This window comes from Hyphococcus sp., assembly GCF_041986965.1.
Lineage (GTDB): Bacteria > Pseudomonadota > Alphaproteobacteria > Caulobacterales > Parvularculaceae > Hyphococcus.
The window spans coordinates 204,669-224,886 of the sequence record NZ_JBHIXB010000003.1 but is presented as its reverse complement, the minus strand read 5'-3'; the positions used below and the strand labels follow the sequence as shown (position 1 = coordinate 224,886).

The 20,218-nt window shown below is 61.2% G+C and carries 19 protein-coding genes; 8 read left to right on the top strand and 11 right to left on the bottom strand.

Translation table 11 applies throughout. The annotated features are described in order from the left end of the window. Positions 1 to 141 precede the first annotated feature (141 nt). The gene (locus tag ACFC5L_RS14760; RefSeq protein WP_375203608.1) at positions 142 to 1,164 is read right to left on the bottom strand and encodes a hypothetical protein; all 1,023 of its coding nucleotides are present in this window, start codon (positions 1,162 to 1,164) and stop codon (positions 142 to 144) included. A gap of 288 nt (positions 1,165 to 1,452) precedes the next feature. Between ACFC5L_RS14760 and ACFC5L_RS14755 the strand changes: the two genes are divergently transcribed. The 3 genes from ACFC5L_RS14755 (at position 1,453) to ACFC5L_RS14745 (ending at position 4,987) form a co-directional block, all read left to right on the top strand. Further along, on the top strand, positions 1,453 to 2,706 hold the full coding sequence (locus tag ACFC5L_RS14755; protein ID WP_375203609.1) for a sensor histidine kinase: 1,254 nt from the start codon (positions 1,453 to 1,455) through the stop codon (positions 2,704 to 2,706). 147 nt (positions 2,707 to 2,853) lie between these two features. Beyond that, positions 2,854 to 4,602, top strand: coding sequence for an ATP-binding protein (locus ACFC5L_RS14750; RefSeq protein WP_375203610.1), 1,749 nt, complete (start codon positions 2,854 to 2,856; stop codon positions 4,600 to 4,602). A 16-nt stretch (positions 4,603 to 4,618) separates the two neighbouring features. After that, positions 4,619 to 4,987, top strand: a complete 369-nt coding sequence (locus ACFC5L_RS14745) for a DUF1491 family protein (RefSeq protein ID WP_375203611.1) — start codon at positions 4,619 to 4,621, stop codon at positions 4,985 to 4,987. Here ACFC5L_RS14745 and ACFC5L_RS14740 read toward each other — a convergent pair whose 3' ends face one another. After that, positions 4,988 to 6,139, bottom strand: a complete 1,152-nt coding sequence (locus tag ACFC5L_RS14740; protein WP_375203612.1) for a DUF2336 domain-containing protein — start codon at positions 6,137 to 6,139, stop codon at positions 4,988 to 4,990. Positions 6,140 to 6,220: 81 nt separating this feature from the next. Between ACFC5L_RS14740 and ACFC5L_RS14735 the strand changes: the two genes are divergently transcribed. Beyond that, positions 6,221 to 6,964: an SH3 domain-containing protein gene (locus tag ACFC5L_RS14735; RefSeq protein WP_375203613.1), complete on the top strand. Its 744-nt coding sequence runs from the start codon at positions 6,221 to 6,223 to the stop codon at positions 6,962 to 6,964. Here the strand turns inward: ACFC5L_RS14735 and ACFC5L_RS14730 are convergent. The 3 genes from ACFC5L_RS14730 to ACFC5L_RS14720 form a co-directional block, all read right to left on the bottom strand. Continuing rightward, positions 6,961 to 7,170, bottom strand: a complete 210-nt coding sequence (locus tag ACFC5L_RS14730) for a hypothetical protein (RefSeq protein ID WP_375203614.1) — start codon at positions 7,168 to 7,170, stop codon at positions 6,961 to 6,963. The two genes, ACFC5L_RS14735 and ACFC5L_RS14730, sit on opposite strands and share 4 nt — an antisense overlap. Positions 7,171 to 7,338: 168 nt before the next feature. Further along, entirely contained in the window at positions 7,339 to 8,586 is a 1,248-nt protein-coding gene (gene nhaA, locus ACFC5L_RS14725) for a Na+/H+ antiporter NhaA (RefSeq protein WP_375203615.1), read from the bottom strand. Further along, entirely contained in the window at positions 8,583 to 8,939 is a 357-nt protein-coding gene (locus ACFC5L_RS14720) for a hypothetical protein (protein WP_375203616.1), read from the bottom strand. The genes nhaA and ACFC5L_RS14720 overlap by 4 nt, the downstream gene beginning before the upstream one ends. A 92-nt stretch (positions 8,940 to 9,031) precedes the next feature. Between ACFC5L_RS14720 and ACFC5L_RS14715 the strand changes: the two genes are divergently transcribed. After that, complete coding sequence (locus ACFC5L_RS14715; protein ID WP_375203617.1) at positions 9,032 to 9,973, top strand: hydrogen peroxide-inducible genes activator; 942 nt, start codon at positions 9,032 to 9,034, stop codon at positions 9,971 to 9,973. Positions 9,974 to 10,274: 301 nt separating this feature from the next. Here the strand turns inward: ACFC5L_RS14715 and ACFC5L_RS14710 are convergent, their stop codons facing one another. From ACFC5L_RS14710 to ACFC5L_RS14695, 4 genes are all read right to left on the bottom strand, one after another. Continuing rightward, on the bottom strand, positions 10,275 to 10,664 hold the full coding sequence (locus tag ACFC5L_RS14710) for a VOC family protein (RefSeq protein WP_375203618.1): 390 nt from the start codon (positions 10,662 to 10,664) through the stop codon (positions 10,275 to 10,277). Between the two features lie 65 nt (positions 10,665 to 10,729). Beyond that, positions 10,730 to 11,209 (bottom strand): YHS domain-containing (seleno)protein, encoded by a 480-nt coding sequence (locus ACFC5L_RS14705; protein WP_375203619.1) that lies wholly within the window; start codon positions 11,207 to 11,209, stop codon positions 10,730 to 10,732. 169 nt (positions 11,210 to 11,378) lie between these two features. Beyond that, positions 11,379 to 12,305 carry an AraC family transcriptional regulator gene (locus ACFC5L_RS14700; RefSeq protein WP_375203620.1) on the bottom strand — a complete coding sequence of 309 codons (927 nt, stop codon included), beginning with the start codon at positions 12,303 to 12,305 and terminating at the stop codon, positions 11,379 to 11,381. 182 nt (positions 12,306 to 12,487) lie between these two features. Continuing rightward, the gene (locus ACFC5L_RS14695; RefSeq protein WP_375203621.1) at positions 12,488 to 13,525 is read right to left on the bottom strand and encodes a DUF6607 family protein; all 1,038 of its coding nucleotides are present in this window, start codon (positions 13,523 to 13,525) and stop codon (positions 12,488 to 12,490) included. 245 nt (positions 13,526 to 13,770) lie between these two features. On the opposite strand from ACFC5L_RS14695, the gene ACFC5L_RS14690 reads away from it, so the two are divergent. The 3 genes from ACFC5L_RS14690 to ACFC5L_RS14680 are packed head-to-tail and all read left to right on the top strand — an operon-like array spanning position 13,771 to position 16,672. Next, positions 13,771 to 15,954 carry a TonB-dependent receptor domain-containing protein gene (locus ACFC5L_RS14690; protein WP_375203622.1) on the top strand — a complete coding sequence of 728 codons (2,184 nt, stop codon included), beginning with the start codon at positions 13,771 to 13,773 and terminating at the stop codon, positions 15,952 to 15,954. Between the two features lie 29 nt (positions 15,955 to 15,983). Continuing rightward, a complete protein-coding gene (locus ACFC5L_RS14685) occupies positions 15,984 to 16,175 on the top strand; it encodes a hypothetical protein (protein WP_375203623.1) in 192 nt (63 codons plus the stop codon). Continuing rightward, positions 16,172 to 16,672: a hypothetical protein gene (locus tag ACFC5L_RS14680; protein WP_375203624.1), complete on the top strand. Its 501-nt coding sequence runs from the start codon at positions 16,172 to 16,174 to the stop codon at positions 16,670 to 16,672. The genes ACFC5L_RS14685 and ACFC5L_RS14680 overlap by 4 nt, the downstream gene beginning before the upstream one ends. A 24-nt stretch (positions 16,673 to 16,696) precedes the next feature. Here ACFC5L_RS14680 and ACFC5L_RS14675 read toward each other — a convergent pair whose 3' ends face one another. Both ACFC5L_RS14675 and ACFC5L_RS14670 read right to left on the bottom strand, forming a co-directional pair. Further along, complete coding sequence (locus tag ACFC5L_RS14675) at positions 16,697 to 17,863, bottom strand: alpha-hydroxy acid oxidase (RefSeq protein WP_375203625.1); 1,167 nt, start codon at positions 17,861 to 17,863, stop codon at positions 16,697 to 16,699. 92 nt (positions 17,864 to 17,955) lie between these two features. Further along, the gene (locus ACFC5L_RS14670; protein WP_375203626.1) at positions 17,956 to 20,049 is read right to left on the bottom strand and encodes a transglycosylase domain-containing protein; all 2,094 of its coding nucleotides are present in this window, start codon (positions 20,047 to 20,049) and stop codon (positions 17,956 to 17,958) included. Positions 20,050 to 20,218 lie beyond the last annotated feature (169 nt).

Sequence of the window (20,218 nt, the reverse complement as noted above, 5' to 3'; positions counted from 1 at the left end):
CGGCCGGAGAGATCAAAAATGGGGAAATTGCTGGCTCGTATGGGGAATGGCGGCTGAATTTTCGGCTTTAAAAAAGGCCGCCCCGGAGGGCGGCCTTTTCAGGTTCAGCGATGCAAGCTCCGTTTACGGACCAACTTGCGATTAGCTCGCTCCGGCGCCGGCGACCCAGCCGGTGCAGGTGGCGATGTCTTTCAGCCCGTGTTCGCCCAGGCAGAACGCTTCTTCATAGGGCGTCCGAGTTGCGGCGATGCACTGGTCGAGCGTCAGCTTGGCCATGGAAAGGCAACGCTCTGATTTTGTGTTTTGCGCATAAACCTCGACGATTTTCGGGTTCAGCTTGTCGGTGGAATAACGCGCAGCGAGATTGAGGATGCGGTCGATCACGACTTCCGCGTTTTTCTCGGTCATCTTGCCCTGGTCTGCGCCAGCGCCCCAGTCGGCGGCCCATTCTTCGCGGGCGCTCGCCAGCGACGGGGCGACAACGCCATTGTTTTCAGCGCGGGCGAGCACGGGCGCCGCCGGCGCGCCGCGTCTGCGGCCATAGCTTGCCGCTTCATCGAGGCGCTTCTGGCTCGGGCCGATTTTCTGCTTGCCCCAGCTTGTTTTCTGCATGGCGTAGGCTTGCGCCTTGAACGCTTCGCCAAGCTCGGTGATGCGGGCGCCGTCCTGTACGGTCATGGCGAGAATCGCCTTCACGGCCTCATCGGCGCCGGACAGTTTGCGCAAATAGGCGGGGTCCTGCGCCACATGGGACAAGAGCCCGTCGGCGCCGCCAAGTTCGCCTTTGCGCCGGTTCGGTTTTTTCTTGATCTCTTTTTCGACCGCCTCGACGAAGCCGGGCTGGTCCGCCGCGACCAGCGCCGCATAAGCGACCCAGCCCGCAGCGAGCGATTCGGAATCATGCGCGGCGAGGCGGCGATGCGCCTCGCGGGTCACTTCCGCATTATTGAAGGGCATCGCTTCGAGCGCGGCGACATCCTCGCGAAATTGAATATAGCTGGCGGCCTGACGCTCAAGAGCGTTGTCTTTCGGCTGAGCCAGCGTATCGGCCGACACCGTGGTGACGGCGAGCCCGGCGGCGAGGCCCGCAAGGGCCAGATGAGGACGTAATCCCCCACGCCGGGCGCGGTTGTTTTTTCGCATCCCGTTACGTTTACGCGACATAGAGTAGTTCTCCCAAATGACGGTCTTTACACGCGGCCGTCACCGTATCGCCCCAAAATTTAAGACAGCGCTCATCATCCTAGCTGAATTATTATCAAATTCGACCGGTCTTCGCGCCTTAACTTAAATTTTAATCCTCGGACGGGAAAAAGGGCTGTTTCGGCCCGGAACCCTAATAGTTTCGCTACTTTTCCGATTTATCATTTGTTAACGCTGCCTGACGCATGGTGAAGGGGCGTTAACGAATCGCCGCCGCGGTCTTGCGGCGTCTATCAACCCGGGAAGCCCATGGCGTTCAGCCTGTCAGCCCTGTTCGGATCCACCCGCCGGCCCCCTCAATGGCGTTCGGGCCCGGGCGATCCTGTGCTGGCCGTGGCCTGGGATGGGGAAATCCTCGCCGCCACGGACGGGGCGGAAGACCTGATCGCCGCGGAAGGCGGCCTTGACGGCCGCTCGCTCGTTGATTTTGTCGCCCGTGAAGACCGGGCGGCCCTGAAAGACGCCCTTGGCAAGGCCGCTGCAGCGCCGAAGGGGGCCGCTGCCGGACGCGTCTCCATGCGCTTCACCCGCCCCGGCGGGCCGGCGCAGTTTGTGGAGCTGCATCTCGTCCGCGACCATGAGCGAATCAATATCCTGATCCGCGAGCGCGGGCCTGAGCTTGCCGCTGTGCGCGGCGGGCTCGCCGCATCGGCGCCTGCCGCCGGAGAGGAATCAGAGGCGAAATCAGAGGCGGGGGTCTCGCCGGAGCTGCTCGCCGATCTCGGCCATGAGCTGAAAACGCCCCTCAACGCGATTCTCGGTTTCGCCGACGCCATGAAGGAGGAATCCTTCGGGCCGCTCGGCCATGACAAATACCGCGAATATGTGGGGCACATTAAATCTTCCGGCGGCCATCTCGCCGATCTCATCGCCTCGATCCTCGACCGGGCGAAACTTGACGCCGGCCGCTACAAGCTGACGCCGGCGCTGGCCGAGCCAGGCGCACTCGCCCGCGAGTGCGCCGAGATGGTGCGCGGCGAGGCGGAAAAGGCGGGGCTCGCCCTGCGTGTCGATATTGCGCCGGGCCTATCCGAAACCATGCTTGACGCCCGCGCTGTCAAACAGATCCTCATCAATCTTCTCACCAACGCCGTGAAGTTCACCGCCGCAGGCGAGATTGCGCTCAGCGTCAAGGAGAGAGACCGGACGATCCTGTTTGAAGTTTCCGACACCGGCGTCGGGATGAGCCAGATGGCGCTGGCGCGTCTTGGCGGCGAGCGGTTCACGGGACTGCACAAAAGCGGCGTGCGCGGAACGCCGGGCGCCGGGCTCGGCCTGTCGCTCGCCTTTTCGCTGGCGAAGCTTCATGGCGGCGCACTCGATCTTGCCTCCGCGCCGGGTGAAGGCACGACCGCCAGCTTGAGACTGCCGGTGGCCAAAAGTCTCGGCGAGATGGCGGGGGCGGGGCTTGCCGTTTCCAGCGACATCCAAAGCCAGCTCGATCGCGTCGCGCAATTCCGTAAAGAACGCACCAATCCGAAAAACGGCCGCAGCGCCGCCTGACGGACTTTAACGCCCGCTTAAACTTCCTTTCTGGGGCCTTAACAGGCGCACTGCTTTTTGCGTTGCGCATTGCGGCATTCATTCATTTTTTAACACTGCGCAGGCTAATTTAGACCGCCATTCATGGCGGGGAGACGTAGTCTGAGCATGAAGAGTTGGGTCGACGCTTACGAGCGCTTTTTGCGCATTCCGGACATTGGCAGTCAGGTCCTTGCGGCGCGGATGCGCGCCGTCTGGATTATCGGCCTGATGGTCGTTGTCACCCAGATCTGCAACATGGTCATCATGTGGGTTAGCTATGGCCGCTGGACCTATGACCACACGATCGTATCCATCGCCATCCTGACCGTTCTCACGTCGATGCAGCTTGTGCGCTGGTACAAGAACGAAGTTTTTTATGCGGTTTTTTACGCCTTGCTGATGATTGGCGCCGTCCTTTCCTCAGCCGTGCCGGATCACGCCGGGATCAATTCCGCGGTGGTGCCGTTTCTGGCGCTCGGCCCGGTGATGACCGGTTATATGGCGGGCCGGCGCGTCGCTTTATGGACCTGCGCTGCGACCGTCATGACCTTTTGCTTTCTCTACTGGGTTTCTCTCAGCCATCCGGCGGCCATGGCGCCTTATGACTACACGCGCGAAACCAACCGATTTGCGCAAGGTATTTTCGCCGTCTTCATCTCAACCGGCATCGCCGTTCTCATCACAGAAGGGCTTTACGCCATGCTTGAGGTGATGCGGGAGAATGTCCGGCGCGCCAAAAGCGCCGAGGCGGTGAAGTCGGAATTCCTCGCCACTATGAGTCACGAACTTCGAACGCCGCTAAACGGCGTCATCGGATTGACCGATGCGCTTCTCGCCGGATCGCTGCCGGCCCATGAACGCCGCATTACCGATACGATCCGGCAGTCGGGCGAGTCGTTGCTCCTCATTCTCAACGATCTTCTCGACCTCTCCAAGATTGAGGCCGGCAAACTCGCCATCGAAGCGCGGCCGACGGATCTGCGCGACCTTGTGCGCTTCGTCACGGATAATTGGCGCGAAAACGGCGCTGCGAAAGGCCTCCTGGTGAGCGCGAATGTCACCGGTGAAATCCCGGTTTCGGCGCTGATTGACGATCTGCGTTTGCGTCAGATTTTACAAAACCTCATGTCCAACGCCGTGAAATTCACGACCGAAGGTCAGGTGAGTCTGCATCTTCACGGCGTCAATCGCGGCGGCGGGCGCTATGCGCTGGAGTTCCGCGTCACCGATACGGGCAAGGGGATTCCTGACGGTCAGGTCGCCCAGATTTTTGACAAATTCGAACAGGGCGAGCGCGGCACGTCGCGGCAATTCGGCGGCACCGGTCTCGGGCTTCCCATCTGCCGCATGCTGGCGCAGTTGATGGGCGGCTCCATCGGCGTTGAACGCACGGGGCCTGCGGGCTCGACATTCCTGTTATCGCTCAAGGTCAATGAGGCGGAGGACGATGACGCAGCCGTTGATGACGTCTATGACGCCGCCGACAATTTGACGGGCTTGCGTGTTCTCGTGGCCGAAGACAACGAAGTGAACCGGCTTGTGGTCAGCGAATTCCTCAAAGCCTGGGGCGTGGACGCGGACTTCGCCCATGACGGCCCGGCCTGCCTTGAACGGCTCGCATCGCGCGATTATGACATCGTGCTCATGGACAAGCACATGCCCGGCATGAGCGGCATGGAGACGGCGCAGGCGATCCGCAAGATGGACGGACCCATGGCGCAGATTCCGATTGTCGCCGTCACCGCTGACGCCATGCCCGGCGAACGCGAAGCCATGCTCGCCGCCGGCATGAACGAATTCATCACCAAACCGCTCCGCGCCGAAGCCTTGAAAGCGGTGATTTTGAGAACGCTCAAAACCCGCGCGGCGGCGTGAGGCTCGGCAACGCCGCTTGACGGCGCCGGCGCCGCGCGCGAGTTTCGACGCCATGACCGAACCGCGCGTCAAAACCGAAATCCGTGTGTCCGCACAAGTCCGCCGCGCCCATAGCGCCGGCGCTTTCGCGACGATCGTCAGACGCGGCGACGCCGACGCGGGGGCAGTGGCCGTGAAACTCTATCAGGGACCGGGCGCGGTGAAGCTGTTCATTCAAAGCCGCGATCTCGACGGCGCGATGATCTGGCGCGAGCCGTTTGAAGACGAGGCGTCCGACGGCATTGAAGCGAAAATCGACCGCTGGCTCGAAAAGGAAACGTCGATCGATCCCGATCTTTGGATCGTCGAAATCGAGGATCGCGATGGGCGGACGTTTCTCGATTAGTTAGCGCTTGCCGTCGGTCAGCGTCAGCGGCCCGTCATCTTCATCATCGTCGATAAAGCGCGCGAGACGCGCGGCGCCCGCCGCCGCTTCGGTGCGCATGCGCCAGAAGCGCATGATGCGCTCCGCGGCATCCGCCGGGACTTTTTCGTAAAGATCGAGAATGCGCAGCGCCCTAGCTTCATCTTCGCCTTTTTTGCGGGACGCCATAACGATGCGCGCGAAATTCTGGCGTTCGACCCCGGCGGTGCGGCAGGCGATGGCGAGCGCCTCGAAACTCGCGTCACTGAGGATCGCCAGTCCGCTCGACAGGTCAACGCCGATAAAATGGGCGAAGGCGAATTGAAACTCCCGGCGGCGTTTTTCGACAATCAGTCTTTTCAACAGGGTTTCATGGACGGCGTTCATCTGCACGGCGTCGCTGATGAATTCCTGCGTCTCCGCCGGCTCGCCGGAAAGTTCCTCCATCAGCCGGTGACGGTTCGCCTTGACGGCGACATCGACAAGCGCCGGGTCGAGCATGTCGGAGCGATGAAGGATTTCTTTTTTCAACGGGGACGCGACATAGAAATAAAGCTGCGTCAAAAGCTGCGGCGGCAGGTCATAGCGGCCGGTCATCGGCGCCTGAAGGTCGGGGGATTTGCGCGCTCTCGCCACCATGGCGCGCATGGCGGCGGGGCTGAACTGCGCGCCCTGATTTTTGGCGAGGCTCATCAGTGCGGTTTCGCGCCCATGTTCGACAATCGCGTCGGCGACGCTGGCCGGCACCTCGCGGCGCCGGGCGATGGCGTTGATGTGTCCCTGATTTTGCAGCGCAATGATGGCGATCAACTCGTCTTCGCCAAGCGCGGTTGAGCGTTTGAGAACGGGCTCGGCGACGGCGATGTCGTCATGCGCGAACCGCGTGATGAGCCCTCTCGGCGCGCTGGACGCATCGGCGAGGCGCTCGGCGGTTTCGCGCCGCAACGCCTGATCTGCATTGCCGGCGAGTTGACCGAGGATGGCTTCGAAATGCTGGAGGGCTTCAACGGAATGCGCGCCGGACGGCGCCATGAACAGGTCCGTCACCTGCCGCAACAGGTCGCGGCGCGCTTCGGGCGAGCCCTCGCGCGCAAGCTCTAAAAGCTGGTTCAGACGTGATGCTCCCGACGCCACGTTTCCTCCCTCCACATTCGGCGGAGAGTGTGCAACAAAGGTAAAGAATGTGTCGCTGGAAACGGCGCGAAAAGGAGACGAATGATGATCTTTGAACGGTTCCGAACATTCCGATTGTTTGCATTAACGACGATCGGCGCGGGGCTTCTCGGCGCGTGTTCAAGCATGGGCTCTCTTGATCCTTTTTCCGGCGACAGCGTTAATTTCGCGCAAGGCACGCCCGTTGCGGACAAATTGAACAATGCCGATCAGAAAGCGCTTTCGGGCGCCGTTTTGCGCGCCGTCGATACGGGCGCGGCGCAAAACTGGCGCGGCCGGCGCGCCACCGGCGCCGTTTCGCCGGGCGTCTACGCGCTCGCCAATCTGAAAGCCGACCCCGCCATGCGCATCGATGCGGCGCGCGGCGATTTCGACCTTGCGCAGATCGTGGAAACCGATCTCGGGCTTTATGTGCTGACGCGCAATTCCAATATCCGCACCGGACCGGGCACCGGCTTCAAGGCGGTTGAGGTGTTGCCGTCAGGGTCGGGCGTCGAGGTTGTGGGACGTGTGCGCGACAAGAACTGGATGCTGATCGCGGCGAACGGCGTCGTGCGCGGCTATGTGTTCGGCGACCTTCTGATCAAGGCCCCTGGCTCGGAGCTGGAGCTTGCGGGCGGGCCTATGAGAAAGCCGGTCCTGTGCCGCAAATTCACGCAGCGGATCAATGTCTATTCCGACCGCTATGAAGGCGAGGGCGCGGCGTGCAATGACGGCACGGGCTGGCGCCCGGCGCGCGATCCGCTGCCCGATGAAAACGCGCCTGAAGAGCTCTTTGAGTTCTAGGCGGCGAGCGCGATGCGCCCTTCGTAAAGATGCTGAATAAAAGCGTCGAGGGAGATGGTGAAGGCGCGCTGGTCCTTGCTGTGGCAAAGGCCGACGCAGCCGTCAGTGCAGGTTACGTCATATTCGCCGCAAGGGGCGGTTTCGCCTGATGGCGCAGTCCCGAACCGGATCGCGTCCTTGATGATGGCTTTTGAATATGAGGCCATGGCGTTTGTCCTGCCGTCTCTACCCATCCCATATAGGGAACCCTTATGGCGCCGGATGGTTCAAATTGCGTTCATAATCTGGCGTCAAGTTTCATTATCTTCATAAAGCACGGCCGCACGGAACGCTGTGACGGAGCGCACAGGCGCGGCACCATTTGGGCGGCCCGTCTAGGCAGCCTCGGCTGCAGAGCGCGACAGAGGGTCGACAACTCGGGGGGCGCCTGCCCGGTGTGACCGATGGTTGCGCGTGGTGCGCTGACCTCTTGCGGCAAAGATCAGCGCACATCCGGCAAGGCCAGAGGCAAGCGAGCCCACAAGAACGCCAAGGCGTACATTGTTGAGGGCGTCCGCATCTGAGAAAGCAAGGCCGCCGACGAAAAGGCTCATGGTGAAGCCGATGCCGGTAAAGGCCGCGAGTCCGGCCATGTGCAGCCAGTCGGCGCCGTCAGGCAATTTTGCCCACCCCAGCCTGACGGCCGCGAAGGAGGCTGCAAGGACGCCCAAAGGCTTGCCAATGAAAAGCCCCAGCGCGACGCCGAGCGTGATCGGCGAAAACAGGGCGGAAGTGGTGAAATTTGCAAGTGAAAGACCCGCATTGGCGAAAGCGAAGAGCGGCAGCACCAGAAAGATGACCCAGGGGTGAAGGCCATGCTCAAGGGTCTTGAGCGGAGAGGGGGCCTGCGCAGTCTTTCCATCCATAGGGATCATCAGGGCGGTGATGACGCCGGCAAGCGTCGCGTGAACGCCGGACTTCAAGACAAAAGCCCAGATGACGGCGCCGATCAGAATATAAGGCGAGGCGCGTTTGACGCCAGACAGGTTCAAGAGGGCGAGCACGGCGACGCCGGCGGCGGCAAAGGCGAGCATCTGAACCGAAAGATCCGCCGTATAGAAAAGAGCGATGATCGCGATTGCGCCAAGATCGTCGATGATGGCGACCGCGAGAAGGAATATTTTTAAACTTGCCGGCGCGCCCATGCTGATCAGCGCCAGAAAACCAAGCGCAAAAGCGATATCCGTAGCGGCGGGAATGGCCCAGCCGCGGAGCGCTGTGGGATCGGCCCAGTTGAAGGCGACGTAAATCATCGCCGGGACCACCATGCCGCCAATCGCGGCGAAAATCGGCAAGGCGGCTTTGTCCATAGAAGACAGTTCGCCGCGCAAGATTTCGCGTTTTACTTCTAGCCCGACCAGAAAGAAGAAGACGGCCATCAGCCCGTCATTGATCCATAGCAGGAGCGGTTTTTCGATTGAGAGCGCGCCGATCTGTATCACCGCCGGAACCGACAAGAACATATCGTAAAATCGGCTCCAGACGCCATTGCTCGCCAGCATGGCGAGCGCAGCGGCGGCGATCAAAAGCAGCCCCACAAGCGCGTCGCCTTTTAGAAGTTGATTGAGTTTGCGGGTTTTCATGACGTGTTTTCCGAGCAGGGGGTGTCAACCAGCTTTGCCTGCGGCGCATCTTTCCAGTCCGTAATGGCGGAAAGGCGACGTCGCAGATCGCGCTCAAAGGGTTCGCGCGTCTCGGCGTCTCCATGAAAAACGAAACGGCAAAGAATACGGCGCGCGCCGAAGACGTCGTAAAAAGCAGGCGTCATCTCAACGAGTTCGAAAGGCCCCCAGTCGGTCTGGTCTTCAATGGCCCGTCGCAGCGTCGCGCAATCGTCATTCCACAAAGCGAGAAAGTCGAGCACGCGTTTTTCGTCTTGATCCATGCGCCGGTTCGCGGACGATCCTGCGGGCGGCGGGGCGGCGTAATCTAGCATCGATGTCATCCTCTGATGGCTGCGGGATGAATGTGGTCTGCGCCGGTCTATTGAAAAGGCCATCAATAATCATATTTTGATAGAAATACCCTATGGATAATACTGGAGGCGCCGTCATGATCACCCTGAAGCAACTGCAATGCCTTCTCGCGGTTGAGGAGACAGCGCATTTCCGCCGCGCCGCCGAGCGCCTCGGCATGACGCAGCCTTCTTTGAGCGTTCAGATGCAAAATCTCGAGACGGAGCTTGAGCTGCGCCTTGCTGAGCGCAGCCGGTCGGGTGTCGTTTTGACGCCTGCGGGGCGGGAGGTGGCGCAGCGGGCGCGCCGTATCATGAATGAGGTTCAGGGCGTCGCCGATTTTGCAGCGAGCGCCCAGCAGGGGCTTGCCGGCGTCATGCGTCTTGGGTCTAAACCAACGCTTGGCCCCTACCTGTTGCCCCATGTGGTGGCGGCGCTACACCGTTCTCACAAAGACCTCCGGTTATATGTGCGTGAAAGCGAGCCGCGTTTTCTGGAGGACGAGCTTGGGCGCGGCGTTCACGACATGGTGCTGACGCAGCTGCCCGTCGCTAGCAGAGAATTTGTAGCGGAGAAACTTTTTGACGAGCCGCTCTATCTTGCGCTGGCGCGCGATCACCCCTTGGTGAAAGAGGAAACCGTTTCGGTGGCGGCGCTTCGCGATCTCGATATTCTTGCGCTCAGCCCGAGCTATCATCTCTATGATCAGATTGCGTCACTCTGCGACAGTTTTGGCGCCAAGCTGGTGCGCGATTACGAGGGCACCAGCCTTGATGCTTTGCGCGTAATGGTTGGCATGGGCATGGGCGCGGCGTTCCTGCCGGCGCTCTATGTCCATTCGGAGCTGACGGCGCGAAGCGAAGTGGTGGTCAGAAAACTGAAAGGCCGGACAATTACTCGCACTATCGGCCTTGTCTGGCGGAAAAGCGCCGGCCGCGGCGAGTCTTACCGCGCTATCGCCGATGTCATCCGCGACGTCGCCTCGCGCCGTTTCAAGGATCTCTCCGTCTCCTAGCATCCGACAGTTTCGATAGGAAAATACGATCACCGAAAATGGTTTTGATCGCTTGCTGTTTCGGGCGCGCATTCGCACATGTCGCGTGCAAGAGACAAAACTGTTTGAAAAGGAGACCCAAAAATGTATCGCGCGACCGCCGCGAGCCTCATCGCCCTTCTGCTGGCCGGTTATTTTAGCGCTATCGCGGCGTTTCTCTGAACCAAGCGCTCGCCCTCCCCATCAGAGAAACGCATCTTGCGGCTCCGTCATAGCCCCCCTGGCGGAGCCGCTTTTTGTTTCGCTTTTTGTTTGCTGGCGGCTATGCGGAAAAACCGTTGAAGATCACTTCCAGCTTGTTGCCGTAAGGGTCACGGACATAGGCCGTGTAGACATCCGGATTGGGATAGCCGGCTCTCGGGCCCGGCTCGCCGGCGCAGCTCCCGCCATTGTTGATCGCGAAAGCGTGGAAAGCGTCGACGGTTTCGCGGCTATCGGCGCGAAAGCCGATATGGGCGCCGTTGCCTGCCGACGGTGTGTTTCCATCATAAGGGCGCATGATCAGAAAACAGGGGGCGTCAACGCCATAGGCGGCGAGAGCCTCGTTCTGAACGAGATTTTTTGCGCCAAGAAGCGCCAGTAGGCCGTCGTAGAATTCAGCGGCGTCCGTGACGGACGGCACGCCGACGCTTAAGTGATCGATGATGGTCATGATTAAATCTCCATTGTTGCGGCGCGCCCGTGGGAGTGGGGCGCGCCGCGGCCAGAAAGAAAGGCTTAAAGATCGCGGGCGGCGGCGTGCTGGATGCGGGTCCAGTTTTTTTCCGCCTTGGCGATCACGCCGGTTTTGTCTTTCTGGTAGTTGCGGAAGATGTCTTCGTTAAGAAAGACATAGAGCTTGCCGTTATGGACGTCGGCATATTGCGGGTCGCCGTCAAACTTCTTGCCGACCGAAACGCCGAAGGTGCAGAAACCGCCATTTTGCGGCAGGTATTTCGCGGGTGCGCGTTTGAACGCGTTCATATTCTGACGGGTGGCGAAATAATAGGCGACGCCGTCATGCACTGCTGTGTATTCCGCCGTTCCCTCGACCCGATTGCCGATGTCGATAAAGGCGACGGGGTCGACGCCGTGCAGGCCGAGCGGCGCACCGGCGGCGGTAAGGCCCGGCGCTGTGTTGTTTTCATCGGCGGCAAAGGCAGGAGCAATAATGTTGGCGGCGGCCAGCATCAGGAGCGGGATTAGTTTCGTTTTCATGGGCTTCTCCGTTGATCATTGCGCGGATCGTTGCCGGTCCGCATTTCGTTGTTGAACGAAACCGATTTGCTGCGCGCAGGTGTTTGGATCAAGAACGCCTGCGAAGATCGGGATTTTCCGCAAAGCCTTCGGGACGATCTGCAAAGATCGAGAGAAAATTTGCACGGCTTTAAGCGCGCTGGCGGCGATATTGCGACGGGGAGGCGCCGAATTTCGCCGTAAAGGCGCGGGTGAACGCAGCCGGAGACAGGTAGCCTGTTTGCGCCGCCGCCTGCTGCACGCTGCATTGGGCGTTGTCGAGAAGTGCGAGCGCTTTTTGCAGACGCCATTCGCTGAGATATGCGAGCGGGCTCATGCCGGTAAGACTGCGAAACCGTTCCGCATAGCGGCTGCGCGACATGCCGGCTTCGGTCGCAAGACGTTCCACCGTCCAGATCTCGTCGGGACGCTGATGCATCAGCGTCAGCGTGCGCCCGACTTGTTTATCGGACAAGGCAGACATGATGGGCGCCATTTCCGGCGCTGCGGCGGCGCCAGCGCGCACCATTTCGACGAAAGCCGCTTCGGAAAGGCGCGTCACCGCTGCGCCTGCGCCAGGTCCCGCATCGAAGATGCGGCGCGTCAGAAGCCGGAGGATTTCATCAAGCCACGGCTCGCGAGCACGGGTGGCGGCTGACAAAAGCAGATGTGACGGAAGCGCCCGCAAGAGGGGATGATCGGCGCCGTCGCGAAAAGTGAAATGACCGCAGATCATTTGCGTCGTTGCGTTTTCATCGCCGCCACCTGCGATGAGCACGCCGCCGCCATCATAGCCCGCGTCCGCAAGCACTGTTTCAAGGGGCGGCGCGCTGCCGACGGGCTCACAGGAAAGGATGTGACTGCGCCCCGCCGGGATCAAAATGAGGTCGCCGGCGCCGAGCGTCAGCGTGGGGCCGCCTTTTACCGTGACGCAAAGACGCCCCTCGACGACGAGGTGGAACCGCGCTGCGCCTTTCAGGTCGGGAACGGTCACGCCCCACGGCGCCGTGAGATTGGTGCGGAAATAGAGTGCGCCTTTCAGCGCGAGCGTCGCCAGAATATCGTCAAGCACATCCATGGCGCCTGACTAACCATCGTGGGTTTTTGAGCGCCAATCACGAGGGCGCCAGCACGCGAAAAAGTGATGGGCGAAAACCATCGCCCGCCGGACCTCACACACTGCGCTGTGTGGTCCGTGCGGGCGATGGCCGGCGCGGCATTTCGGGAAGAACACCACCGCGCCTGTCTTTGGGATTTTGGTTAGTCGGCGGAAGCGAGCCGGGTCTGAAGCGCGCCAGGGCTCGTGGTGACGAAGGAGGCGATCACCGCGCGGGCTTCGTCGGCGGCGTCTTCGCTCGTCTTCTCGCCGTCTTTCACCGCTGCGGCGAGATCGAGGATCGGCATATAGACGGCTTCGGGCTCACCCTGAACGGTCAGGCCGAAGCTCGGGTTTTCCGTTTCGATCCGTGTCCATTCATCGCGCACAGCGGCCCAGAACGCTTCTGTCGCCGCCCAGTAATCGTCACCGATGGCGATCTCGAAATCGTCGAACTTTTTATAGGTGTTGACGCCGATTTCACGCACCAGCGCATGGGGCTCGCCGCCTTTAAGGACAAGCTTGGTGTTGTCCTGTTCATGCACCCAGCCATCCGGCGTGATTGCATGGCGGTTGATGGCGTCGACAGCCTGATAGTCGTCGCGCTTTGTCGCGTCCCGGCGGGGCAGGGGGCGCCATTCGCGCGGCGGCGTCCATGCGGATACGCCGTCTTCATGGGACCACGCTCCAACCGCGCCGTAACGCGGCGCGTCATCGACCTGATAAACAACCTGAGACCACTTGCCTTTGACGTCAGCGCTGGCGAGATCGCGCGTCTCCCATGTATTGCCGCCGACAAAGACGAGCACGCTCGCCGGCTCATAGCGCCAATCCTGGCGCCAGTGCTTTACCGGAAACTTCTCGTCGCCGCCAACCACAAGAATATGCTGCAGGCTGATGAAGTCGCCGTCATCGGCAATGACGCGGACAATCTCATTGCCGCCGGACAGTTTGCGGTCTTTCAGCTCATACCCGTCTTCGAAAGCGACGGTTTCAATGAAGTCGAAAGTGACGTGATAATTCCCCGCCATGGCGAGGATCGCTTTTCGGTCGGCTTCGAAATCGGCGGCGCGGTGGCTTGCCGCTGCAGCTGTGGTTGTGGTCTGCCCTGTAGTCTGCGCCGTGGAGGTGGCGCAGCCGCCGACCCCTAAGCCGAAGGTGGCGGCGGCGAGGCCGATAGCGGCGATGGCTCTAATCTTCATGATGGTTGCTTCCCTGTGTCCGTGACTGACTGATGATCCGGCGGTCAGGGCGTCGGGTGGAAGGCGGCCTCATCGGCGATGAACGAACCCGCTCTTCCTTCCCCCGTCGCCGGCGTGTCCGCCGGGTCGGCTCTCCATTTCTTTTCATAATGCGAATGATTCTAAGTTGCAATCGCATTTGATGTCGCCTACAAAACCGCAATTGAGAGTCATTCGCAACAAAATTGTGAGGAGTTACGGGGATCATGAAGGGCAAAAACGTAAGAAATTGGCGGGGCGCGGCGGTTTGGCGCAGCGAGAAAATGCGGGGCGCCGCGGCGGCGGCCCTCGCCATGGCGGGGCTGACCAGCGGCGCTGCAGCGGACATGGCGGCGGGCGATCTTGATGAGATCACCGTCTATGCGACGCGCAATCCGATTCAGGCCTTTGACTATGCCGGTCAGGTCTCGGTCATCTCCAAGGACATCATTGAGGATTTCAATCCGTCGACGCTCGCCGATATTTTTGACGCGGTGCCGGGCGCGGCGATCGGCGGCGGCCCCCGCCGGTCGGGCATGACGCCGGATGTGCGCGGGCTTTCAGGCGAGGGGGTGCTGATTCTTTTTGACGGCGCCCGCCAGAGTTATCTTTCCGGCCATGACGGCCGGTTTTTTGTGGACCCTGAACTTGTTCGCGCGGTTGAGGTGGTGCGGGGGCCCACATCCGCGCTTTACGGCTCCGGCGCGCTTGGCGGGGTAATCGCTGTACGGACGATTACCGCGGAAGACTTTCTCGACGAAGGTGAGCGCGCCGGAGTCAAAGTCTCCTCCGGCTATCAGAGCGTTAATGACGAATGGCGCGTTGGCGCGACTGGCGTCTGGCGCAGCGAAGATAATCGCGTCGATGTGGTCGGCAATTTCACGCTTCGCAACTCCAGCGATATCGAGCTTGGCAGCGGCCTGACGCTTGAGGCCGACGACGAAATCCTGTCCTCGCTGTTGAAGACGACCTTCCGGCCTACGGATGAGTGGACCTTGTCCGCCTCATGGATGCGCTATGGCGGCGACAGCGTCGACCCCAACAACCCGCAAGGCAACAACCCTGCCGGGCCGGGCAATGAAAATGTCGACCGCGACATTGATTCGAATACGCTTCAGGGCACGGTGAACTATAATCCGGCGACGGCGCTCATCGACGCCAATCTTGTCGGCTATTTCACCCGGAACACCGTCACTGAGGATGAGATAGACACAACGCGGGTTGTGAGCCGCGAGGTGGAGACATTCGGTCTTTCCTTCGACAACCGCTCGCGCTTCGAGGCGGGGCCGGCTGCGCTCACCTTCACCTATGGCGGCGAGTTTTACCGTGACGACCAGGTCGGCCGCGACAACATGACGGCGGACATGACGCGCGGCGGCGTGCCCGACGCCACGGCGAAATTCTATGGCGCGTTTGCGCAGGCCGAGCTGTCTGTGGAAGGCCCTGTCGGCGTTTTCACGCTGGCGCCGGGCGTCAGATGGGACCGGTTTGAAAATGATGCGGCGGGGGCGCCGTCGACCAGGGACGAAGCGGTGTCGCCGAAAGTCGGCGCGACATGGAAGCCGGTTCCGGAGCTTTTAGTCTTCGGCAACTGGTCGGAAGCGTTCCGGGCGCCGTCTTTCAACGAAATCTACGCCGATGATGTTCACTTCCAGATTCCCAATCTCTCCGTTCCGGGCCCGTTCGGTCCCTTCGGGCCGCCGGCCTTTGTGACGAACTTTTTCATTCCCAATCCTGATCTCGTGCCGGAAGAATCGGAAACCTGGGAGGTCGGCGCCGGCGTCGATTTTGAAAATGTTCTCTTCGACGGCGACAGTTTCACGGCGAAGGGCTCTTACTACCAGTCCGATGTGACCAATCTCATCGATCTGGAAGTGAACATTCCGTTCACCTGTTTCCTGACGCCCGATCAGTTATTCCCCGGCGCGCCGCCCTGCGGCACCGGCGAAGCGTTCGGCAATTATTCGCGCAATGTGAACGTGACCAATGCGGAACTCGACGGCGTTGAAGTCGAGGCGCAATATGACAGCAAATTTGCATGGCTGCGCGGCAACTTTTCGACCATCGACGGCCGCGATGTGGACACGGACGATTATGTAGGCGTCCTGGCGGCGGACATGATCTTTCTTGACGGCGGCGTGAAATTCTTTGGCGGCGACTTCCGTCTTGGCGCACGCGTTTCGATCGCGTCGGACTTCAACAAGGTGAACGATCCGACCAATGCGCGCGACGGCTATACGGTCGGCGATGTCTATGCGGTGTGGCAGCCGATGACAGGCCCGATGAAAGGGCTTCGCATCGACGTCGGCGCCGACAATGTCACGGACGCCGACTATGAGGTGGTCGCCGCGGGCGTCAGCCAGCCGGGCCGCAATTTCAAGGCCGCGATCAGCTGGCGCCAGGGCTTTTAGGGGCGGTCGCAACATCGAGGGAGGAAACCATGATCCGCAGTCACGCCGAAGAACGAAGCCTTATCTCCTGGCTCATCATGCAGGAACGTGTCTTGCGATTATGGATAGAGGAGGCGCTCGCCGCCGCGCCGTCGGATGAGCGCTTCATTTCCGAACTCGAAAGCCATCATGACTGGCTCGCCCAACAGATCGCGCGCATTGAAAAAAGGAGCGCCGCATGAAAACCGCGCGAAGCATCTCTCTCTCGGCGCCGCTGGCGCTCGTCACTTTTTTCGGCGGACTGGGCCTGCTGGTCTGGCTTTATCTTGGCGGCGGCGCCATCGACCCGGCAAAGGGCCGCGAAGCGATGATCGCCGCGATCTGGAGCCATGTGGGCTGGGGCGTTGTTACGGCGCCGTGGCTTCTTGGCTATGTCGGGTGGCGGTTATTCGCAGGCGTATCTGCGCGCGCCACCCTTCTCGACAAGGTCAATATCGCGGTGCTGATCGCGCTCGCCGCGGCGGTGTTGTTCCTAATTGTCACCGGGCCGATCACGGTCTGGACTTACGGAACGGGATTGAAAGTCTTCGACTGGTTTTCAATCCCGTCGCCCACGGGCAAGGCGCCGGCGCTCCATTCGGCGGTGGAACAGGCGCATGTCTTTGTTGCGCATGGCGTTCCGTGGCTGGTTGGCGCGGAAGCAGGATTGTTTGTTCTGGGAAGAGTGAACAGGCGCTGACCCGTCCCTCGCATCGCGACGGCGCTACCGCCAGCGCAGCATGGAGCGGTTGAGCGCAGCGATGTTTTTCACGCCGGCCAATTTCATGTCGCGCTCGATTTCGGTTCTGAGATTGCCAAGGGCGCGTTCGACGCCGGGCTGGCCGGCCGCTGCGAGTGCGTAAAGATAAAGGCGGCCCCCGGAACAGGCTTTCGCGCCCGCGGCGAGGGCTTTCAACACATGGGTGCCGCGGCGGACGCCGCCATCGCAGATAATGTCGATCTTGTCGCCGACCGCGTCGGCGAGTTCCGCGATCTGGTCGAAGGGCGCGCGGGACCCGTCCAGCTGGCGCCCGCCATGGTTCGACACCATGATCGCGTCGGCGCCGATATCGACGGCGCGGCGCGCATCATCAACGCTCATGACGCCTTTGAGACAGAACGGGCCGCCCCATTTCGCGCGCAAGCTTTCTGCGTCTTTCCAGTTCATGGACTGATCGAGCATGGTCGCGAAATAATCGCCGATGGAGATCGACACGTTGGAGCCTTCCTTGATGTAATCTTTAAGTTCCGACAGCTCGAACCCGCCGCTCAGAAAATAATTGATCGCCCAGGATGGATGCAGTGCGAAGCTGGCGAGACTGCCCGGCGTGAGGCGCGGCGGCGAGGTAAAGCCGGTGCGCAAGTCGCGCTCGCGATTGCCGCCGGTGATGGTGTCGACAGTGAGCGCCAGCGTATCGAAGTTTGCAGCTTGCGCTTTTTGCACCATGGCGTCGTTCAGGCCGCGGTCTTTATGAAAATAGAACTGGAACATTTTCGGCGTTGAGATGAGCTCGCCGATTTCTTTCAAGCTCACCGTGCCGAGGGAGGAGACGCCGAACATGGTGCCGAATTTCTGCGCCGCCAGCGCCACGGCGCGCTCTCCGTCAGGATGAAAGAGGCGCTGCAGCGCGGTCGGGGAGCAGAAAACCGGCATGTCGAGCTTCTGGCCCATGACGGTGACGGACATGTCCACATCCTCGACGCCGGCGAGGACATTCGGCACCAGATCGCATTGCTCGAAACTTTGCGTATTGCGGCGATAGGTGACTTCGTCATCCGCTGCGCCGTCAATATAGTGAAAGATCGGCCCCGGCAGGCGCTGTTTCGCCAATGCGCGATAGTCGGCGACATTGGCGCAGGATTTCAGCGTTCTGAACATGTTGTTTTGCATCCCTCATTCCTGCGTTTTCATAACAGGCTTCGCACAGGCTTGCGACTGGACGTAAGCGCGCGTCGGAAAGGGTGGAAGGAGGTTGTCTTCGGCTAGCGCCGATAGCGCCGTTCATTGCCGTCGCGGCGCACGCGGGTGAGGCCGCGGGAGACATCGCGGTAGAAATTCAGCAGCACCGGTTCGGCGGCGTAGGAAACGGCCGGGTACGCGCCGTCAAGCGACAGGACGGGCAGGCCCTGATGCGCTGACAGCATGAACTCTCTCCAGATCGCTGCGGGGATCGTGCCGCCGGTGACTTTCTCCATGGGCGTGTAGGCGTCATTGCCGACCCAGACCCCGGCGATCAGCTGCGGCGTGTAGCCGACGAACCATGCGTCGCGCCAGTCATTGGTGGTGCCGGTTTTGCCCGCCGCCGGGCGGCGGCCGAGGCGCGCGCGCCCGCCGGTGCCATTCAGCATCACCTGATAGAGCAGGTGATTCATTTTCTTGGCGACGTCGGCGGTCATCACTCGCTCGGGATTGTCGCCGGGATAATCGTAAAGAATGACGCCGTCGCGGGTCTCAATGGAGGAGATGGCGTAAGGCGTCGGCGACAGCCCGCCGCGTGCGAAAGGAATATAGGCGCCGACCAGTTCCTCAAGCGTCACGTCAACGGCGCCGAGCGCGATGGAGCGGTGGGGCGGCACATCGGATTTGATGCCGAGGCGTTTGGCGGCTTCGGCGACCTTGCCGCGGCCGATGCGCTCCGTCACCTGCACCGCAACCGTGTTGATCGATTTGGCGACCGCTTCGGTAAGGCGCACGGGGCCGGCGAAGCCCGGCGTGTAATTGGTCGGCTTCCAGCCGGCGATGTCGATCGGCTGGTCGACGAAGCGCGATTCCGGGGTGAGGCCCGATTCCATCGCCGCCACATAAACGAAGGGTTTGAAGGCCGAGCCCGGCTGGCGTTTCGCCTGCACCGCGCGGTTGAACTGGCTTTCCTTGTAGTCGCGTCCGCCCACCATGGCGCGAAGGGCGCCCGATTGATCGTAAGCGACAAGCGCGGCCTGATCGGCGCCTTTCAATCGCGCTTCGACGGTCAAGGCGGCGTTGACGGCCGCTTCGGCGTCGCGCTGTAATTTTTGATCGATCGTGGTGCGGACAATAACGTCGCCCGTCGCGTTGGGCGCCATGGCCTTCGCCTGGGACGCCACATAATCGAAGAAGTAACCAAGACCGGAATCGACATTCTGTTTGCTGATCACCGGCGGATTGAGCCGCGCCTCGCGCGCCGCGAACGGATCGACCGCGCCGATTTCAAGAAGATTGTCGAGGACGTCGCTGGCGCGGCGCTGGGCGCCGGCCGGGTTCTGGGTCGGCGCATAGGTCGACGGCGCTTTCGGCAGGCCGGCGAGCATGGCCGCCTCGGCGAGCGTTACATCGCGCGAGGATTTGCCGAAATATGTTTGCGCGGCGGATTCGACGCCATAGGCGCCGGCGCCGAGATAGATGCGATTGAGATAAAGGGAAAGGATTTCATCCTTGGTGTAATGGCCTTCGATCCAGAGTGCGAGCAACGCCTCGCGCGCTTTTCGTTCATAGGTCTGGCGCGGTGACAGGAAAAGATTTTTCGCAAGCTGCTGGGTAATGGTCGAGCCGCCTTCGACAACGGTCCCGGCTTTCATATTCGCGACCGCCGCGCGCATTGTGCCGCGCAGATCGACGCCGCCGTGATCGTAAAAGCGGCGGTCTTCGGTCGACAGGATCGCGTTAATGAGATGCTCGGGCAGTTCATCCGGATCGACATGTTCGCCATAGCGGGCGCCGCGCGCCGCGATCTCTTCGCCATTGCGGTCAAGAACGATGATCGCCGCCTGGCGGTTGACGTTCCACAAATCCTGATCTTCCGTCACCTGCGGCGCGAGATAGATGAAAGCGAGCCCAAGCGCGAAGGCCGCGCCCAGAAAGCCGACAGAGATGACCGAGAGCGCGAGCGAGCCCCACAGGTTCGACCAGGCTTTGCCGTCGCCGGGGGCTTTCGGATATTTCGATTGTTCCGGATAGGGCTCTTTGGCGGGCGGTTTTGCGGAAAATCCGAAGAGTTTCAGGAAATCCCGGTGAAAGGCCGCCGCGCCGCGTTTCAGATCGGCCCATAAATCGGCGGCCACGGCGGAAAGTCCGCTTTTGTCATGTTGCCGTTTCGCCATGCCTGTTCCGCCGCCAACGCTACCGGCGCATGATCCGTCCATTAACGGTGCGCCATTCACCCAATCCTGAAGATGCAAGACTTATACTGGCCTCAGACGGCCCCTTGCAAACGACTTCATATGATGGGGTTCCATGTCAGCAAAAGCGGGCGGAATCTGGGCGCAGGCC

Bases quoted from the DNA above. Each gene is read 5' to 3' on its own strand.
- ACFC5L_RS14760 (WP_375203608.1), bottom strand. From the start codon at position 1,164: ATGTCGCGTAAACGTAACGGGATGCGAAAAAACAACCGCGCCCGGCGT.
- ACFC5L_RS14755 (WP_375203609.1), top strand. From the start codon at position 1,453: ATGGCGTTCAGCCTGTCAGCCCTGTTCGGATCCACCCGCCGGCCCCCT.
- ACFC5L_RS14750 (WP_375203610.1), top strand. From the start codon at position 2,854: ATGAAGAGTTGGGTCGACGCTTACGAGCGCTTTTTGCGCATTCCGGAC.
- ACFC5L_RS14735 (WP_375203613.1), top strand. From the start codon at position 6,221: ATGATGATCTTTGAACGGTTCCGAACATTCCGATTGTTTGCATTAACG.
- ACFC5L_RS14730 (WP_375203614.1), bottom strand. From the start codon at position 7,170: ATGGCCTCATATTCAAAAGCCATCATCAAGGACGCGATCCGGTTCGGG.
- nhaA (WP_375203615.1), bottom strand. From the start codon at position 8,586: ATGAAAACCCGCAAACTCAATCAACTTCTAAAAGGCGACGCGCTTGTG.
- ACFC5L_RS14720 (WP_375203616.1), bottom strand. From the start codon at position 8,939: ATGCTAGATTACGCCGCCCCGCCGCCCGCAGGATCGTCCGCGAACCGG.
- ACFC5L_RS14715 (WP_375203617.1), top strand. From the start codon at position 9,032: ATGGATAATACTGGAGGCGCCGTCATGATCACCCTGAAGCAACTGCAA.
- ACFC5L_RS14710 (WP_375203618.1), bottom strand. From the start codon at position 10,664: ATGACCATCATCGATCACTTAAGCGTCGGCGTGCCGTCCGTCACGGAC.
- ACFC5L_RS14705 (WP_375203619.1), bottom strand. From the start codon at position 11,209: ATGAAAACGAAACTAATCCCGCTCCTGATGCTGGCCGCCGCCAACATT.
- ACFC5L_RS14700 (WP_375203620.1), bottom strand. From the start codon at position 12,305: ATGGATGTGCTTGACGATATTCTGGCGACGCTCGCGCTGAAAGGCGCA.
- ACFC5L_RS14695 (WP_375203621.1), bottom strand. From the start codon at position 13,525: ATGAAGATTAGAGCCATCGCCGCTATCGGCCTCGCCGCCGCCACCTTC.
- ACFC5L_RS14690 (WP_375203622.1), top strand. From the start codon at position 13,771: ATGAAGGGCAAAAACGTAAGAAATTGGCGGGGCGCGGCGGTTTGGCGC.
- ACFC5L_RS14685 (WP_375203623.1), top strand. From the start codon at position 15,984: ATGATCCGCAGTCACGCCGAAGAACGAAGCCTTATCTCCTGGCTCATC.
- ACFC5L_RS14680 (WP_375203624.1), top strand. From the start codon at position 16,172: ATGAAAACCGCGCGAAGCATCTCTCTCTCGGCGCCGCTGGCGCTCGTC.
- ACFC5L_RS14675 (WP_375203625.1), bottom strand. From the start codon at position 17,863: ATGCAAAACAACATGTTCAGAACGCTGAAATCCTGCGCCAATGTCGCC.
- ACFC5L_RS14670 (WP_375203626.1), bottom strand. From the start codon at position 20,049: ATGGCGAAACGGCAACATGACAAAAGCGGACTTTCCGCCGTGGCCGCC.